At 69.5% G+C, this 15,578-nt stretch carries 19 protein-coding genes; 7 read left to right on the top strand and 12 right to left on the bottom strand.

Annotated elements, in window-relative coordinates; genetic code table 11:
* Window positions 1–80: 80 nt before the first annotated feature.
* Window positions 81–266 (top strand): 50S ribosomal protein L28, encoded by a 186-nt coding sequence (gene rpmB, locus Pth03_RS20225; RefSeq protein ID WP_203945893.1) that lies wholly within the window; start codon window positions 81–83, stop codon window positions 264–266.
* Between the two features lie 123 nt (window positions 267–389).
* The gene (locus Pth03_RS20230) at window positions 390–1,079 is read left to right on the top strand and encodes a hypothetical protein (protein ID WP_203945894.1); all 690 of its coding nucleotides are present in this window, start codon (window positions 390–392) and stop codon (window positions 1,077–1,079) included.
* Window positions 1,080–1,084: 5 nt separating this feature from the next.
* Here the strand turns inward: Pth03_RS20230 and thiD are convergent, their stop codons facing one another.
* The 3 genes from thiD to Pth03_RS20245 form a co-directional block, all read right to left on the bottom strand.
* Window positions 1,085–1,879, bottom strand: a complete 795-nt coding sequence (gene thiD, locus Pth03_RS20235; RefSeq protein WP_203945895.1) for a bifunctional hydroxymethylpyrimidine kinase/phosphomethylpyrimidine kinase — start codon at window positions 1,877–1,879, stop codon at window positions 1,085–1,087.
* Between the two features lie 50 nt (window positions 1,880–1,929).
* Window positions 1,930–2,835, bottom strand: coding sequence for a hypothetical protein (locus Pth03_RS20240; protein WP_203945896.1), 906 nt, complete (start codon window positions 2,833–2,835; stop codon window positions 1,930–1,932).
* Window positions 2,836–2,906: 71 nt separating this feature from the next.
* Entirely contained in the window at window positions 2,907–3,878 is a 972-nt protein-coding gene (locus Pth03_RS20245) for a thiamine-phosphate kinase (RefSeq protein ID WP_203945971.1), read from the bottom strand.
* Between the two features lie 47 nt (window positions 3,879–3,925).
* Here Pth03_RS20245 and Pth03_RS20250 point away from each other — a divergent pair, with 47 nt between their 5' ends.
* Both Pth03_RS20250 and Pth03_RS20255 read left to right on the top strand, forming a co-directional pair.
* The gene (locus tag Pth03_RS20250; protein ID WP_203945897.1) at window positions 3,926–4,159 is read left to right on the top strand and encodes an Lrp/AsnC family transcriptional regulator; all 234 of its coding nucleotides are present in this window, start codon (window positions 3,926–3,928) and stop codon (window positions 4,157–4,159) included.
* 49 nt (window positions 4,160–4,208) lie between these two features.
* The gene (locus tag Pth03_RS20255) at window positions 4,209–4,652 is read left to right on the top strand and encodes a DUF3515 domain-containing protein (protein WP_203945898.1); all 444 of its coding nucleotides are present in this window, start codon (window positions 4,209–4,211) and stop codon (window positions 4,650–4,652) included.
* 10 nt (window positions 4,653–4,662) lie between these two features.
* Here the strand turns inward: Pth03_RS20255 and Pth03_RS20260 are convergent, their stop codons facing one another.
* The 4 genes from Pth03_RS20260 to Pth03_RS20275 form a co-directional block, all read right to left on the bottom strand.
* Window positions 4,663–5,775: a D-alanine--D-alanine ligase family protein gene (locus tag Pth03_RS20260; RefSeq protein WP_203945899.1), complete on the bottom strand. Its 1,113-nt coding sequence runs from the start codon at window positions 5,773–5,775 to the stop codon at window positions 4,663–4,665.
* Window positions 5,776–5,815: 40 nt separating this feature from the next.
* Window positions 5,816–7,048, bottom strand: coding sequence for a trans-sulfuration enzyme family protein (locus tag Pth03_RS20265; RefSeq protein ID WP_203945900.1), 1,233 nt, complete (start codon window positions 7,046–7,048; stop codon window positions 5,816–5,818).
* Window positions 7,049–7,053: 5 nt separating this feature from the next.
* Window positions 7,054–8,061, bottom strand: a complete 1,008-nt coding sequence (locus tag Pth03_RS20270) for an NAD(P)H-dependent glycerol-3-phosphate dehydrogenase (protein ID WP_203945901.1) — start codon at window positions 8,059–8,061, stop codon at window positions 7,054–7,056.
* A gap of 65 nt (window positions 8,062–8,126) precedes the next feature.
* A complete protein-coding gene (locus Pth03_RS20275) occupies window positions 8,127–8,909 on the bottom strand; it encodes a lysophospholipid acyltransferase family protein (protein ID WP_239119203.1) in 783 nt (260 codons plus the stop codon).
* 141 nt (window positions 8,910–9,050) lie between these two features.
* Here Pth03_RS20275 and cofC point away from each other — a divergent pair, with 141 nt between their 5' ends.
* Window positions 9,051–9,716, top strand: coding sequence for a 2-phospho-L-lactate guanylyltransferase (cofC, locus tag Pth03_RS20280; RefSeq protein WP_239119204.1), 666 nt, complete (start codon window positions 9,051–9,053; stop codon window positions 9,714–9,716).
* 413 nt (window positions 9,717–10,129) lie between these two features.
* Here the strand turns inward: cofC and Pth03_RS20285 are convergent, their stop codons facing one another.
* Window positions 10,130–11,584, bottom strand: a complete 1,455-nt coding sequence (locus Pth03_RS20285; protein WP_239119205.1) for an MFS transporter — start codon at window positions 11,582–11,584, stop codon at window positions 10,130–10,132.
* 187 nt (window positions 11,585–11,771) lie between these two features.
* Between Pth03_RS20285 and Pth03_RS20290 the strand changes: the two genes are divergently transcribed.
* Window positions 11,772–12,524 (top strand): TetR/AcrR family transcriptional regulator, encoded by a 753-nt coding sequence (locus Pth03_RS20290; RefSeq protein WP_203945904.1) that lies wholly within the window; start codon window positions 11,772–11,774, stop codon window positions 12,522–12,524.
* 9 nt (window positions 12,525–12,533) lie between these two features.
* Window positions 12,534–12,734, top strand: coding sequence for a hypothetical protein (locus Pth03_RS20295; RefSeq protein WP_203945905.1), 201 nt, complete (start codon window positions 12,534–12,536; stop codon window positions 12,732–12,734).
* A 115-nt stretch (window positions 12,735–12,849) separates the two neighbouring features.
* Here the strand turns inward: Pth03_RS20295 and Pth03_RS20300 are convergent, their stop codons facing one another.
* Genes Pth03_RS20300 through leuC form a run of 4 tightly spaced genes read right to left on the bottom strand, consistent with a single transcriptional unit; the run spans window position 12,850 to window position 15,444 of the window.
* On the bottom strand, window positions 12,850–13,149 hold the full coding sequence (locus Pth03_RS20300) for an HU family DNA-binding protein (protein WP_203945906.1): 300 nt from the start codon (window positions 13,147–13,149) through the stop codon (window positions 12,850–12,852).
* A gap of 49 nt (window positions 13,150–13,198) precedes the next feature.
* On the bottom strand, window positions 13,199–13,459 hold the full coding sequence (locus Pth03_RS20305) for an SCO5555 family protein (protein WP_203945907.1): 261 nt from the start codon (window positions 13,457–13,459) through the stop codon (window positions 13,199–13,201).
* A complete protein-coding gene (gene leuD / locus Pth03_RS20310; RefSeq protein ID WP_203945908.1) occupies window positions 13,438–14,025 on the bottom strand; it encodes a 3-isopropylmalate dehydratase small subunit in 588 nt (195 codons plus the stop codon). The genes Pth03_RS20305 and leuD overlap by 22 nt, the downstream gene beginning before the upstream one ends.
* Window positions 14,026–14,058: 33 nt before the next feature.
* Complete coding sequence (gene leuC / locus Pth03_RS20315) at window positions 14,059–15,444, bottom strand: 3-isopropylmalate dehydratase large subunit (protein ID WP_203945909.1); 1,386 nt, start codon at window positions 15,442–15,444, stop codon at window positions 14,059–14,061.
* Window positions 15,445–15,578: the final 134 nt, after the last annotated feature.

Genomic DNA, 15,578 nt, shown 5'->3' on the forward strand with positions numbered 1-15,578 from the left:
GGTTGTCCCGGCATTGCTCGGATGGGCCGCTCTCGACGCGGGCCGGGCTGATCGACTGATTTTCGAAGGAGCGATTTACCGTGGCTTCCGTCTGCGACGTCTGCGCCAAGAAGCCGATTTTCGGCAACAACGTCTCCCACTCGCACCGCCGTACTCGCCGCCGCTGGAACCCCAACATCCAGACCGTGCGCGCGGTGGTCAACGGGACGCCGAAGCGGCTGAACGTGTGCACCTCCTGCATCAAGGCCGGCAAGGTCACCCGCTGACCTGCGCCGTCCGCCGAGCCCGTCACCGTCATGGTGGCGGGCTTTCGCGTTGAAGGGCGTCGCGTCGATTCCCGTCCGCTCTGGGGCGTTCCCCGATGCCGCCCCCGGCCCTACCATCCGAGTGTGATCACTCGGTTGAGCGTCCACGCGTCCCGGGGCCAGAAGATCGCCGCCTCCGTCTTCGCGATCTTCTTCCTCGCCGCGCTGACCGTCATCGCCGGCGGCGGCGCGTTCGTGATCTTCGGGATCTCCCTCTTCTCCGGCGGCTCGGCATCCGACGAGCCGGACCCGGGTTTCCCCGATGACCTGCCGCCGGACCTCATCGGCGGCGACGGGTCCGATCCGGGATCGGCGATCGGCACCGGGGCGGCGGTGTTCGCCGTTCTCTTCGGGCTGGTCCTGCTCGCCATCGCCCTGGTGATGCTCAGGCTCCTCCTGCAGACGTTCCGGCACCGCGCCCGGCTGGTCGGCACGACGCTCGAGGTCACCGGGGCGCTGAGCACCCGCCGCGCCGATCTGGCGAGCGCCCGCGTCCACATCGACTCGGTTCCGGAGTACACCCGTGACGCGAGCGACCGGACGGTGCCCACCGGACGGCGGATCCCCCGGCTGATCGCCGAGGACGGCTCGGGCGGGCCCGTGCGGCTCCGGCTCCACGGATCGAACCGCGGGCTCCTGCCGCCGGACGAGCTCGTCGCCCTCGCCTCCGCCGTCGAGTCCGGCCCCCGTCCCGAACCCGACGCCTCCCAGGCCGCGCAGACCGCCGCGATTCTGCGGCGCCTGGCGACCGACCCGATCGCCCGCCTGCTCTGAGCCCTTCAGGAACGCCAGCGCCAGGCGTGGTCGACGGGACCGATGCCCGCGCCAAGGGGGAACCCGCCGGCGATCGCTCCCGTGACGTACTCCTTGGCCTGCCGTACGGCGCCGGGCACGTCCTCACCCAGTGCGAGGTAGGAGGCGATCGCGGACGCCAGGGTGCAGCCGGTGCCGTGCGTGTGCCGGTTGTCGTGCCGTTCGGCGGTGAAGCGGAACTCCTGCGACCCGTCGGTCAGCAGGTCGACAGGCTCGCCGGGCAGGTGGCCGCCCTTGATGAGGGCCCACGTCGGCCCCAGCTCGAGCACCGCCTGCGCCGCGCGGGACAGATCGTCTTCGTCCTCGACCTTGACGCCCGTGAGCTGCGCGACCTCCCACAGGTTGGGGGTGACGACGGTCGCGGCCGGCAGCAGCCGGGACTTCACCGTGCCGACGGCTTCGGGCGCGAGCAGCGCGTCACCGTGCTTGGAGACGCCGACCGGGTCCACCACGACCGGGACGTCCACCTCGGAAAGCACGCCGGCGACGGTGTCCACCAGCACGGGAGAGGCCAGCATGCCCGTCTTGACGGCCTGTGCGCCGATGTCCCCGAGCACGGAGTCGAGCTGTGCCCGGACCGCTTCGGGGGGAAGCTCCCAGTAGCCCTGCACTCCCAGAGAGTTCTGGGCGGTCACGGCGGCGATCACGCTCATCCCGTGCACGCCGAGGGCCAGCATCGTCTTGAGGTCGGCCTGGATGCCGGCGCCTCCGCCGGAGTCCGAGCCGGCGATCGTCAACACGCGTGGAGGGGTGGTGGTCATGCCCCCATCAAATCAGGCCTTCTGCGGTGCGATGCCGCCTGCATGGTCGCCTACTTGACGGTGCACGTCCCGTCGGACAGCGCGCATCCGCTCGGGGCGCGGTAGGAGCCCCGGACGGTCACGATCGCCCCCATCGTCTGCGATCCTCGCGGAAGCCGGTTGGTGGAACTGATCGTGACGGTGCCGTCGCCGTTGTCCCGGCCCCGCGGGTTCACCGACCTCACCCTGCCCTCGACGGGCAACGTGATCGTCCACGACTGCAGGTCGACGGCGTCGTTGCGGACGTCCACCTGCATGTAGTAGGTGCCGCCGTGCTGGGACAGCAGACGCACGTTCACGCTGACCTGCTTCGTGGCGGAGGGCTGCGTGGCGGGCGCGGACGCGGGGGCGGTCGGGGGCGCGGACGGGCCGCCACCGGACGGCGGGGCGACGCCGCCTCCGGACGACGGGGAGTTCGGGGTGGTGGAGGGACCCGTGTGCCCCCCGCCCGTCGTCGAGCCGCCTGCACGGGTGCGCGTCACCGCCGGGGTGGGCGTCCGTCCCGCAGTGGCCGTCGCCGATGGGCTCGGAGTGGCGGACGGCGACGACGACGTCGTGGGGTCGAGCACCGGGTCGCCGGTGGGCACGAAGCCGTCGATGGACACCGGCTCGTCCTGCCGCGTACTCGGGCACGACGCGGCGCAGTTCGCGCGCAGGGGTTCGACGACGACGTCCCCCGTTCGGCCGCCGGACAGCAGCCGGATGCCGCCGGCGACGAGTCCCACCGCGACCACCAGCGAGGCGGCGGCCACGAGGGCCGTCTTGGCCCCCTTCTTCGGCGGCTCGGGCTCAGGCTCGGGCTCGCCCCGCCAGACCAGGACGTCGTGCGACTCGCCACGGCCGGGCGCCGGGCGGCGGCCGGAGGGGTCGTCGGGCAGCCGCGCTCCGGCGGGGGGTACTCCCGAGTGCCGGCCCATCGTGGTCCCTTCCGTTCGGCAAACGCCTTACTTAATAACAGAGTCGATACACATGTGTCGCAAAGTTCGCATCATCCCCTGAAGTGGTCCCATCCACCAGGGGCCTCCGCGCGCCCCGGCACCTCCACGACCGCGCCGCCGGTGCCGGCGGCCTCAGCGACCTGGCCGATCACCCGCCATGCGGGGGGAAGCGAGACCTCCGGGGGGAAGGTCGCGGCCAGCGCGTGATCCTCGCCGCCGGTGAGGACCCACTCGAGGACGTCGGCGCCCAGATCGGCGGCCAGGGCCGCCATCGCCGGCGGGACAGGCAGCGTAGCGGGATCGACGATGATCCGCACCCCGGCGGCCGCGGCGACGTGACCGAGATCCTGCACCAGGCCGTCACTGACGTCGAGCATCGCCGTGGCCCCGAGCGCGGCCGCCTCGGGGCCGCACGCGTACGGCGGAACCGGCCTGCGATGGGCGGCGGCGAACTCCTCGGGTCCTGCGACCCCCGAGGACAGGAGGGCCAACCCGGCGGCGGCGTACCCCAGCCGGCCGGCGACCGCGACGACGTCACCCGGCCGGGCCCCCGACCTGGTCACCGGCGCCCTGCCCGCGAGATCGCCGAGGGCGGTCACCCCCAGCACCACGGTGTCGGAGCGGGCGATGTCGCCTCCGGCGACCGACGCCCCGACCAGCGCGCACTCGTCCGCTAAGCCGTCGGTCAGCGCGTCCAGCCAGTCGGCCGACGCGTCGCCGGGCAGGCCCAGGCCGACGACGAGCGCGGTGGGCTGAGCCCCCATGGCCACAATGTCGGAAAGATTCTGTGCTGCGGCCTTACGTCCTATGTCGTACCCACTGGACCAATCGCGGCGGAAGTGCCTACCCTCGATCAAAAGATCGGTGCTGACAACGACCCGCCCGTCGGGCGCCCTCAGGACCGCGGCGTCGTCGCCGGGGCCCAGGAGCACGCCCGTACCTTGCCTCAAGCGTCCCGAAATTCGCCTGATGACACCGAATTCACCAAGATCTCCGACTGTGATGACACACCCCTTGTGTATTCGAGGTACGGTTACGCTCCGGCACTGATCTCTATCCGGAGGACGTGATGGTGCAGGCCTACATCCTTATCCAGACCGAGGTCGGCAAGGCCGCCGATGTGGCCGGGCAGATCGCGTCGATCGTGGGCGTCACCCAGGCCGAGGATGTCACCGGCCCCTATGACGTGATCGTCCGGGCGGAGGCTCGTGACGTGGACGAGCTCGGCAAGCTCGTGGTGGCCCAGATTCAGGCAGTGGCGGGAATCACGCGTACGCTTACGTGTCCGATCGTCCACATCTAGTCTCGAGCGCCACCTCTCGCAGGCGCCCGGACGCCTGAACCGAGAAGCCATGCCACGTCCAGCCCTGCTCGCCGGGGCGGCGGCGCTCACCCTTGCCGCCGTCATGTCCGGATGCTCCGGAACCCTGCACGTCGACCCGCCCACCCCCACTGGAGACGCGGCGGCCGCGTGCCTCAAACTCTCCAAAGCCCTTCCGGCGAAGCTCCAGGGGCTCGACCGCGTCGCGTCCGAGCCCGCCTCGCCGTACGTGGCCGTCTGGGGGGAAGGCGAGATCGCCCTGCGCTGCGGCGTCGACCGGCCGGCCGCGATGGCCGCCACCGACCAGGTGTCGGACGTCAACGGCATCGGCTGGTTCAACGATCCGCAGCGGCCCGCGCTGTACACCGCCGTGAACCGGGTGGCGTACGTCGAGGTGACGATCTCCCCCAAGTTCATGCCGGCAGAGGTGCAGGTCGACCTCGCAGGGCCCATCAAGGCCACCGTTCCTGAGTGAGCAGGTCCGGCTAGCGCAGTCCCGCGGGGCGGGCCAGCGCGAGCTGGATCAGCCGGTCGACCAGGTCGCCGTACGGCAGGCCGCTCGCGGCCCACAACTGCGGCGCGACCGACAAGGACGTGAACCCCGGCATGGTGTTGATCTCGTTGAGGACGAGCTCGCCGGTCGGCGTGTAGAAGAAGTCGACGCGAGACAGCCCCTCGCACCCGAGCGCCTCGAAGGCGCGCACCGCCATGGCGCGCACCGCCTCGGCCTTCTCTGCGGGGATGTCGGCCGGCGCGTCCAGCGCCATCTGGTCGGGGTAGTACTTGGCCTCAAAGTCGAAGAACTCGTGTTCGCCCTTGACCAGCACCTCTCCGGGAACGCTGGCCTCCGCGGGCGCGTCGCCGAGGGACTCCAGCACCGCGCACTCGATCTCGCGGCCGGGGATGGCCGCCTCGATCAGGATCTTGGGGTCATGCTGCCTGGCCAGCTCCACGGCGGCCTCGAGCGACTCGGCGTCGTGGGCCTTGGAGATGCCCTGGGACGATCCCGCGCGGGCGGGCTTCACGAAGACCGGCCACCCGAGCTCCTCGACCTCCTTGAGCACCTTCGCCCGGTCGATGCGCCAGTCGCGGTCGCGGACCACGACGAACGGCCCCACCGGCAGCCCGGCGGCCCGCAGCACGAGCTTCATGTAGGCCTTGTCCATGCCGACCGCGCTCGCCAGCACGCCGGAGCCCACATACCGCACTCCGGCCATCTCCAGGAGGCCCTGGATGGTGCCGTCCTCCCCGAACGGCCCGTGCATGACGGGGAACACGACGTCGACCTCGCCGAGCGAGCGGGGGATCTGGCCGGGTTCGAGAGCGAGGATCGAGCCGGAGGACGGCAGGGCGAGAGCCGTACCGGAACCTTCGACCGAAGGCAGGCGGCCCTCCTCGATCGCGTAGGCCTGGCCGTCGGTTGCCAGCACCCAGCGCCCGTCCTGGGCGATGCCGATGGGGAACACCTCGTACTTTGAGCGGTCGATCGCCTCAAGCACGCTTCCGGCGCCCATAAGAGAGACGGCGTGCTCGGAGTTGCGCCCTCCGAAGACGACCGCCACGCGTATACGGGACCGTGACTCGCGAACCTCGTTCATGATGCCCGAATCTACCGCGTCTGGGGGGCAAAATGGCTTGTCAGCCGCGCGCCGGACTTGTGGAACGTGACAGCGCGTCGAGCGCCTGGGTGACGTCCATGATGAGATCGCCCGCGTCCTCCAGCCCGATCGAGAACCGTACGGCTCCCGCGTCCACGCCGGAAAGCGCCTCGTCGGACCGTACGACCGAGGCGAGATGGGTGACCTTGGTGTGGGTGCCGCCGACGGAGGAGGCGATCTCGGCCAGGCGCAGCCCGTCGGCGAGCCTCATGCCCGCGGCGTAGCCCCCATGGGGAATTACGGTCAGGCACGCGCCGAAGCGGGTGCCCTCCGGGCCGGCGTCGAAGACGTGCCGGGCGAGTTGGTGGGCGGGATGGCCGGGCAGGCCCGGGTAGTCGACCCGGCGCACCGCCGGATGCCTGGCGATCGCCGCGGCGAGCTCCATCGCGGTGGCGCACATCCGGCGCACCCGCAGGGTCAGCGTCTCCAGGCCGCGGTGCAGCAGGAACGCGTCGTCCGGCGAGAGCGAGCCGCCCGTGGCGACGCGGACCGAGCGGATCTGCGCCATCAGGTCGTGGCGCCCCACCACGACGCCCCCGCTGCTGTCGTCGTGGCCGCCCAGGTATTTGGTCGCCGAATGCACCACCAGGTCGGCGCCGTGCTCCAGGGGACGGCACACGACGGGCGTGGCCGTCGAGGAGTCGACGACGAGCAGGGCCCCGGCCTCCCTGGCGATCCGGTACAACCCTCTGAGGTCGGCCACCGTCATCGTCGGGTGGGCCAGCGCCTCGGCATAAAGGATCTTCGTCGCCGAACGCACCACGGAGTGGACCCGGCGCAGATCGGAGTAGTCGACGAAGTCGACGGTCACTCCGAACCTGGACAGCACGTCGGTGAGCAGCGCGTACGTGCCGCCGTGGACGGGAGCCGGCGCCACGACGTGGGCCCCCGCGCGCAGGAAGGTCATGAAGACCGTGTTGATCGCCGCCATTCCGGACGGGAAGGCCTCGCCCGACACGTCGTCAGGCGCGGCGGCGCCCTCCAGCGCGGCCACCCCGGCGGCGAAGGCGGCGACGGTGGGGTTGTCTATCCGGCTGTAGGCGAAGCCGGGAATCCGCCCGGACAACACGTCGGCGTACTCGCCCGAGCTCTCGAAACTCCAAGAGGCGGTGCGCCACACCGGGAGGCCGATCGGCACCTGCCGGGGCAGCGGAGGCGAGGGCAGGTGGACGGTCCGGGTGTTCTCCCCCGGCCTCCTCTGCGATCGCCTCATGGGGTTCACAGGCCGTATCGCTCCGGTTTGGGTGAGCGCGACATCAGCAGGAGCGCGGCCTCGCTCGGGGCCAGCCCGTCATGGACGACCCCCACGACCACTTCGGTGATGGGCATCTCCACGTCGTACTTTCTGGCCAGCTCGAGCACCGACTCGCACGACTTGACACCCTCAGCCGTCTGCTTGGTCGCTGCCACCACCTCGGCCAGCGTCATGCCGCGGCCGAGGTTCTCGCCGAACGTCCGGTTCCGCGACAGCGGCGACGTGCACGTCGCGATCAGATCGCCCATGCCTGCGAGGCCGGCGAACGTGTGCTGGTCGGCGCCCAGGGCCGCACCCAGCCGGGCGATCTCGGCGAGCCCGCGGGTGATCAGCGTGGCCCGGATGTTGTCACCGAGGCCCATGCCCGCAGCGACGCCCACGGCCAGCGCGATGACGTTCTTGACCGCGCCGCCGAGCTCGACTCCAACGATGTCGGAGTTCGTGTAAGTGCGAAACCACGGCAGGTGGCAGGCGTCCTGGAGTTTGCCCGCCACCTCCTCGTCCGTGCACGCGACGACAGCCGCGGCCGGCTGCCGCCGGGCGAGCTCGGGGACCAGATTGGGCCCGGAGACCACCGCCACACGGCTCTCCGGCACCTCGGCCACCTCGCAGATGACCTCGCTCATCCGCTTGCCGGTGCCCAGCTCGACGCCTTTCATCAGGCTGACCAGCACGGCGCCGGGCGGGATGGCGTCCTTCCACTCGGCGAGGTTGCCGCGCAACGTCTGGGCCGGCACGGCCAGCACGACGAAGTCGGCCCCCTCCATGGCGGCGACGGGGTCGGTGGTGGCGCGCAGCGACTCGGGAAGCTTCAGGCCCGGCAGGTAGTCGGGGTTCTCGTGCCGCTCGTTGATCGCCTCGACGATCTCGGCCCGCCGCCCCCACAGAGTCGTGCTCGTGCCCGCCTCCGCGAGGATCATCGCGAACGTGGTTCCCCACGAGCCCGTACCCAAGACGACCGCCTTGCTCACTGGTCGCTCACCACTCCTCATCGCCTGGCTCGGGGTCGGATTCCCTTCACCACCGTACGCGCTTGTCAGCCCTGTGCCGCATTTTTCGGGTCATAGGGCACTTCGGGTGCCTTCTCATCGCGGATCTCGGCGAGCAGGTCGGTGACCGCGGCCATGATGTCGGCGGTCGCGTCACGCAGGACCGATCCCCGCAACGGCTGTCCCTGGTACTTCGACAGGTCGACCGGCGGCCCGGCTAGCACATGGAACGTCTTGCGCGGGAACAGGCGGGGCTTCTTCTCCCCGTACGGCAGAAGCTCCTGGGCGCCCCAGTGGGCGATGGGCACCACCGGCACACCGGTCGCGAGAGCCAGCCGCGCCGCGCCGGTCTTGGCGGCCATCGGCCACAGCTCGGGGTCGCGGGTGATCGTGCCCTCCGGGTAGAAGAGGATGCAGCCGCCCGCGCGCAGGCGCTCCTCGGCGGTCTTCAGCGACTGCGTCGCCTCGGTGCTGCCCCGGTGAACGGGGATCGCGCGCAACTGCGCGACCGCATGGCCGAGGAACGGCACCTTGAAGATGCCCGACTTGGCGAGGATGACCGGCCAGCGTCCGGTGTTGTAGAGGTAGTGCGACAACAGGACCGGATCCGACCAGGACAGATGATTGGCCGCGATGATGAGGCCGCCCTTGCGCGGTACATTCTCGCCGCCACGCCAGCGCCTCTTGATGAAGAGCAGCGACAGGGGCTTCACGATCACAACGGCGAGGAACTCCCAGAAGCGGGGCGGACGTGAGCTGCGCCGCGACGCGGGTGTCCCAGCCGGGGACGGCTGCACCTCGCCACCGGTCGGCTCGCTGGGCTGGCTCACGTTTCCTCCTCCGCCGGCGCTTCGCCGGTCACTGCTGCGTTCGTTCGTGTCTACGCCCGCCCACCTGGCCTCCAGGTCGTACGGCGCGGCTCAAGTCTCCCGGTTGGGTCGCCGGGATGTCGAGGCGGGATGCTTAAGGCTATGCAGCTCGCTCGATGGTCCATTGTGGTCCCGGTCAAAACCCTCATCAGGGCGAAGACACGCCTTGCGGGGGCGGCCGGGCCGTACAGGGCCGCGCTGGCGGTCGCGGTGGCGAGCGACACGGTGTCGGCGGCGCTCCGGTGCGCCCGAGTCGCCCGTGTGGTGGTGGTGACCGCGGACCCCGTCCCCGCCGAGCGGCTGGCCGAGCTCGGGGCTCACGTGGTGGACGACCCGGACAAGGGGCTCAACACCGCGTTGCGCGTGGGTGCCGCCGAGGCGGTACGGCTCGCGCCCGGCGACGCCGTGGGGGCGCTCCAGGCCGACCTGCCCGCCTTACGCCCGGAGGAGCTGGACAAGGTGCTGGAAGCGGCCCTCGGGTTCGAGGAGTCGTTCGTGCCCGACGCCGCCGACGTGGGGACGACCTTCTACGGGGTGTCGCCGGGGGTGGAGTTCCGTCCTCGGTTCGGGGGCGAGTCGCGGGCCAGGCACCTGTCGGGCGGGGCGAAGGAGCTGACCGTGGAGGGCATCCCGTCCGTCCGTCGTGACGTCGACACGATCGACGACCTCAGGCAAGCCATGTCCTTAGGCCTCGGCCCCCACACCCTCCCCCTCGCCGGAGTGATCATCCCCCCTTCTCGTGGTGGTGACCAGGCCCCTTGGGGGTGATCATGCAGAAGTTCGTGGAGATGGCACCTGACGTGCCTCTTCACCGCTCGTGATCATGCAGAAGTTCGACGGCAAGGTGCCCGACCTGGCCTTTTTCCATTCGTGATCATGCACATGCGCGGAAATCATGTTCACCACCTGCGGGAACGACACGCGTGATCATGCAATTGCGTGCCCGCCCAGCTCTTTCCGCAGGCAGGCAGCCTCGCGCACCGAACTGACCGGCTGCTCACAATCACGAGCAAGTGCATGATCACGCTCAGCGAATACCCAGGTCGGAACCCATTTGATCGAACTTCTGCATGATCACGGATTGGGAAAGGCCAGGCCAGACGCCTCGCTGCCGAACTTCTGCATGATCACGCCCAAGGGAGGGGGCGGCCTAAGGGAAGAGGCGCTCTGAAGGGAGGGGCTTAAACGGGGGTTTCGCGGGCTTGCTTGGGGAGGAGGAAGGCCACCACGAACGTCAGGAGCAACATTCCGGCGACCACCCAGAGGGTGACCTCCATTGCGTGCTCGAAGCCGGCCGCAGTCGGAACGGAGCCCAGCAGATCGAAGAAGATCGTACCGAGCAGGGCCACACCGAAGGCGTTCCCCAGTTGCTGGACCGCGGTGAGCGTGCCCGACGCCGATCCAGTCTCATGCTGCTCCACACCGGCGAGCACGATGTCGAAGAACGGCGACATCAGCAGGCCCATGCCCACGCCGCTGACGACGAGCGCCGGCACGAGCTGCCACGGCGTGACCTGGAGCCCCTCGGCGTTCACCGTGAAGAGCACGCCGAGCACACCGGCAGTCATGATCAATGTGCCGCCGTGCAGCACCCTGCGCCCGAACCTCTGTACGGCCTGAGCGACGCCGAAGCCGACGATCATGCCTGCCGACCAGGGCACCATGGTCAGTCCGGCCTTGAGCGTGGAGTAGCCGAGGCCGATCTGGCAGTAGAGGTTGAAGGCCAGCATGAAGCCGGCCATGCCGGAGAAGAAGACCGTGCCTGTGAGCAGCCCGCCGGTGAAGGCGCGCTTGCGGAACAGCGTGGGCACGATCAGCGGGTCACCGCCGTTGCGGCTCCTGCGCGACTCGAACCAGCCGAAGACCGCGAACACGACGACCGCGGCCGCCAGCATGACGAACGTCCAGGCCGGCCAGTCACTCTCCCGCCCCTGGACCAGGGGGTAGATCACCAGGAAGCCTCCCACGGAGGCGAGCACCACTCCGGGGATGTCGAGTTTGAGCGGGTGCGGCGACCTCGACTCGGGCAGGAAGCGTGATCCCGCCGCCAGCGCGGCCAGGCCGAGCGGCAGGTTGACCAGGAAGATCATCCGCCAGCCGGTGCCGAAATAGTCGGCCTCGACGAGCCACCCCGCCAGGATCGGCCCGCCCACCGCGGACAGCCCCATGACCGGCCCGAACATTCCGAAGGCCGCGCCCATCTCCTTCGGCGGGAACATCTCCTTGATCATTCCCAGCCCCTGGGGCAGCATGACCGCGCCGAACAGGCCCTGCACGACCCGGGCGCCGATCAGCATCTCGGGCGACTGGGCCACGGCGCACAGCAGCGACCCGAGGGTGAACCCGGCGGCTCCGATGAGGAACATCCGCTTGCGCCCGAAGATGTCACCCAAGCGGCCACCCGTGATCAGCCCGACCGCCATCGACAGCGTGTAGGCGGCGCCCATCCACTGGATCGTCGCGGACGTGCCGCCGAGGTCGGCGCGCATGGTCGGCGCCGCGATGTTGGTCACCATCGCGTCGAGAAGGTCCATGACCTCGGCGGCGAGGATCACGAACAGGGCCGCCCATCGCCACCTGTACGGCACGACGCCCGGGGGTGCCTCCACCTCGGCTTTCGCCGTCGTCTCCGACATCATTCCTCCATTGGTGAACAGTGTTCAGAAGAAACTGAGCAGTGTTCTATTATCGAAACAGTGCTCAGCGACACTGGACACGATATATCTCAAGAATGAGCAAGACAAGATATATCGCGAAAGAAACCGGTGTTCGCCTCCTCTGAGCCCCGTCCCTACGATGGGCCGCGAGATCGGGAGGTCCTTCATGAGCCAGCCGGACGACGTGCCCACACCACCGTGGGAGCGTCCGCGCAAACGCCAGGCGCCGGCCAGGATTCCGCTGACCAGAGAGCGGATCGTCGACGCCGCCTTCGTCGTGCTCGATCGCGAGGGTCTCGACAAGCTGAGCATGCGCCAGGTCGCCGCGGAGCTCGGCGTCGCCGTCTCGGCCCTGTACGCGCACGTCGAGGGCAAGGACGAGCTCTTCGAGCTCATGTACGCCCGGCTGTTCGACCACGCCGAATTGCCCGACCCCGATCCGGACAACTGGCAGGAGCAGATCAAGGACTACGCGCGTGCCGGCCGTCAGCGGCTGCTGAGACACCGCGACATGGCCCGCATCTCGATGGCCCACGCGCCGTTCACGGCGGATCTGCTCCCCCATGTCGAGAAGCTATTCGCGGTTCTCAGGGCGGGCGGCCTGCCGGACAAGGTCATGGCGATCGCCGGCGACCTGCTGTCCACCTACATGGAGGGCTTCACCCTCGAGGAGAGCATGTGGCAGGAGCGTCTCAACGACGCCTCCTGGAAGCAGGTTGGCGCCGAGATCAGGGACTACTTCTCCTCGCTCCCGCCGGAACGGTTCCCGAACATGGTCGCCCTCGCCGACCTCCTGGTGGGCGAGTCCAACGACTACCGGTTCGAACTCGGCCTCGACATCATCCTCCGGGGTCTCGCCACCTACGCCGAGGAGGATCCCGGGAAATCGTCGCGAGACCGGCGACACGAGCGCGAGTAGTCTGATCACGTGCAGGCGACGGTGAAGAGCTTCGACGGGGAGACGCGCTCCGGCTCGGTCTTCCTGGACGACGGCACGGAGATCGCGTTCGAGGCGGCGGCCTTCGACGCCGGGCCGCTGCGGCATCTGCGCTCCGGCCAGCGCGTCAACATCGTCATGAGCGACGGCCGGATCACCTACGTCACGCTCTCGACGTTCCCGCTTCCCTAGACCCCTCCGTACGGCTCCCGCCGAAGAAGAAGCCCGGGAGGGCCGGAACCGCGAGAAGCACAAACGGCGCCCGGATGATCCGGACGCCGTTTCGTGGCTGAGGTGGCTCTGCCGGCTACTTCCTCTTCGCCGACGCCTTGCCTCCGGCGTTTACCTGGTCGCGGAAGTCGGCGCCGGGGCGGAACTTCGGCGCCCAGCTCTCGGCTACCTTGATCGGGTCGCCCGTCGAAGGGTTGCGGGCCGTACGGGCGGGCTTGTGGACCATCTCGAAAGCGCCGAAGCCGGTGATCGAGACCTTGTCGCCGCTCGCGACGGCGTGCTGGATAGCGTCGAGGACCGCGTTGACAGCCTCGGTGGCGGTCTTCCTATCACCGACCCGGTCGATGATCGCGTCGACGAGTTCTTTCTTGTTCATTGGTTCCTCCCCCTTACGCGCTTGAAATTAGGGGACGAGGGCGCGGGACTCAATCACCGGGGGGCATGTTTCGCCTGCTCGGCGTGTCGAATGTGCCGTCCAGACAGGCGAAGAAGGCGTCCAGCCGGGCGGCTGCATGAGTTATGTCCCGCTTTGCCACGTCGCATATCGCGAGGAGCCGTCGTGTCAGGCGCGCCCGCTCCCCCTGTGGCAAGGCTAACGCGCCGACACGGCGATGCGCATCACGCAGTCGCCGTGCCAGCAGGTCATCCGGGGTCTGAAGATCGTTCAGACGGTCGTCGGCAGCCATGGCTGCCGACCATTCTCATACTGATCGATGTCCTCGGCGTGACGCAGGGTCAGCCCGATGTCGTCGAGGCCCTCCATGAGGCGCCAGCGCGTGTAGTCGTCGATCTCGAACGGCGCGACGACGTCGCCGAGCCGCACCTGCTTCTCGACCAGGTCGACGGTCAGCTCGGCGGCCGGGTCCGCCTCCACCTTGGCCTGCAGGTCCTCCACGACGGCCTCGGGGAGGACGACGGGCAGCAGCCCCATCTTGGTGGAGTTGTTCCGGAAGATGTCGCCGAAGCGGGAGGAGATCACGGCGCGGAAGCCGTACTGCTGGAGCGCCCAGACGGCGTGCTCGCGCGACGAGCCGGTGCCGAAGTCCGGCCCGGAGATCAGGACCGAGGCCCCGGCGTAGGCGGGGTCGTTCAGGACGAAGGAGGGGTCCTCGCGCCAGGCGGAGAACAGGCCCTTGTCGAATCCGGTACGGCTGACCTGCTTGAGCCAGACGGCCGGGATGATCTGGTCGGTGTCGACGTTGCTGCGCCGCAGCGGCACGGCCCGGCCGGTGTGGGTGGTGAAGGCATCCATGAGTGATCTTTTCCTAAGGACGATTCGGCCGGGTCAGAGGTCGGCGGGCGCGGCGAGCCTGCCGGTGACGGCGGTCGCGGCGGCGACCTGCGGCGACACCAGGTGGGTGCGGCCGCCCTTGCCCTGGCGGCCCTCGAAGTTGCGGTTGGAGGTGGACGCGCTGCGCTCACCCGGCTTGAGGGTGTCGGGGTTCATGCCCAGGCACATCGAGCAGCCCGCCTCGCGCCACTCGGCGCCGGCGGCCTTGAACACCTCGTGCAGGCCCTCGGCCTCCGCGTCGGCCTTGACCTGCATGGAGCCCGGCACGATCAGCGTGCGGGTGACGACCGTGCGGCCGCGCAGGACCTCGGCGGCCGCGCGCAGGTCCTCCAGCCGCCCGTTCGTGCAGGAGCCGACGAAGACCGTGTCGACCTGGATGTCGCGCAGGCGCGTGCCGGCGGACAGGCCCATGTAGTCCAGGGCCCGCTCGGCCGCGGCCCGCTCGACCGGATCGGCGAACTGCTCCGGGGAGGGTACGGCCGAACCCAGCGGAGCGCCCTGCCCCGGGTTCGTGCCCCACGTGACGAACGGCGTCAGTGTCGAGGCGTCGATCTCGACGACCTTGTCGAAGACGGCGTCGTCGTCCGTGCGCAGCGTCTTCCAGTACTCGACGGCCTCGTCCCACGCCGCCCCCGAGGGAGCGTGAGGGCGCCCGCGGAGGTACTCGAAGGTGGTCTCGTCCGGTGCGATCATGCCGGCCCGCGCGCCGGCCTCGATCGACATGTTGCAGACCGTCATGCGGCCTTCCATGGACAACGCGCGTACGGCCTCGCCGCGGTATTCCACGATGTAGCCCTGGCCGCCGCCCGTGCCGATCTGCGCGATGATCGCGAGGATCAGGTCCTTGGCGGTCACACCGTACGGCAGGGCGCCCTTGACCTCGACCGCCATGGTCTTCGGCCGGTAGGCGGGCAGCGTCTGGGTTGCCAGCACGTGCTCCACCTCGGAGGTGCCGATGCCGAAGGCCAGCGCGCCGAAGGCGCCGTGGGTGGAGGTGTGGGAGTCGCCGCAGACGACCGTCATGCCGGGCTGGGTGAGGCCGAACTGCGGGCCGATGATGTGCACGACTCCCTGGCCGGCGTCGCCCATGGGGTGCAGCCGGATGCCGAACTCCGCCGTGTTCTTCCGCAGGGTCTCGACCTGGGTGCGCGACACCACGTCCGCGATCGGCCCGAGTACCGTCGGCACGTTGTGGTCCTCGGTGGCGATGGTGAGGTCGGGACGCCGGACGGTCCGGCCGCTGAGACGCAGGCCGTCGAACGCCTGCGGGCTGGTCACCTCGTGGACGAGGTGAAGGTCGATGTAGAGCAGGTCCGGCTCGCCCTCTGCACGCCGGACGACGTGTTGCTCCCAGACTTTCTCAGCCAGTGTGCGGCCCATGGTGTGACGCCTCCTTGCGTTCTACCCCGGGAATCTCTGATGATGAGACGGAAATATCGGGATATGGACACTGTACCCGGTCGGATTACCCCAAACGAGTTTGCATCTCGGATATCGAGACGGCAGTATCGGGG

Origin of the sequence: Planotetraspora thailandica (assembly GCF_016863335.1) — a bacterium.
Lineage (GTDB): Bacteria > Actinomycetota > Actinomycetes > Streptosporangiales > Streptosporangiaceae > Planotetraspora > Planotetraspora thailandica.

Excerpts from the sequence above, each read along its gene's own strand:
- Pth03_RS20285 (WP_239119205.1), bottom strand. The coding sequence starts at position 11,584 with ATGTCGGAGACGACGGCGAAAGCCGAGGTGGAGGCACCCCCGGGCGTC.
- leuC (WP_203945909.1), bottom strand. The coding sequence starts at position 15,444 with ATGGGCCGCACACTGGCTGAGAAAGTCTGGGAGCAACACGTCGTCCGG.
- Pth03_RS20265 (WP_203945900.1), bottom strand. The coding sequence starts at position 7,048 with ATGAGGCGATCGCAGAGGAGGCCGGGGGAGAACACCCGGACCGTCCAC.
- Pth03_RS20250 (WP_203945897.1), top strand. The coding sequence starts at position 3,926 with ATGGTGCAGGCCTACATCCTTATCCAGACCGAGGTCGGCAAGGCCGCC.
- thiD (WP_203945895.1), bottom strand. The coding sequence starts at position 1,879 with ATGACCACCACCCCTCCACGCGTGTTGACGATCGCCGGCTCGGACTCC.
- Pth03_RS20260 (WP_203945899.1), bottom strand. The coding sequence starts at position 5,775 with ATGAACGAGGTTCGCGAGTCACGGTCCCGTATACGCGTGGCGGTCGTC.
- leuD (WP_203945908.1), bottom strand. The coding sequence starts at position 14,025 with ATGGATGCCTTCACCACCCACACCGGCCGGGCCGTGCCGCTGCGGCGC.
- Pth03_RS20300 (WP_203945906.1), bottom strand. The coding sequence starts at position 13,149 with ATGAACAAGAAAGAACTCGTCGACGCGATCATCGACCGGGTCGGTGAT.
- cofC (WP_239119204.1), top strand. The coding sequence starts at position 9,051 with ATGCAGCTCGCTCGATGGTCCATTGTGGTCCCGGTCAAAACCCTCATC.
- Pth03_RS20290 (WP_203945904.1), top strand. The coding sequence starts at position 11,772 with ATGAGCCAGCCGGACGACGTGCCCACACCACCGTGGGAGCGTCCGCGC.
- Pth03_RS20305 (WP_203945907.1), bottom strand. The coding sequence starts at position 13,459 with ATGGCTGCCGACGACCGTCTGAACGATCTTCAGACCCCGGATGACCTG.
- Pth03_RS20255 (WP_203945898.1), top strand. The coding sequence starts at position 4,209 with ATGCCACGTCCAGCCCTGCTCGCCGGGGCGGCGGCGCTCACCCTTGCC.
- Pth03_RS20240 (WP_203945896.1), bottom strand. The coding sequence starts at position 2,835 with ATGGGCCGGCACTCGGGAGTACCCCCCGCCGGAGCGCGGCTGCCCGAC.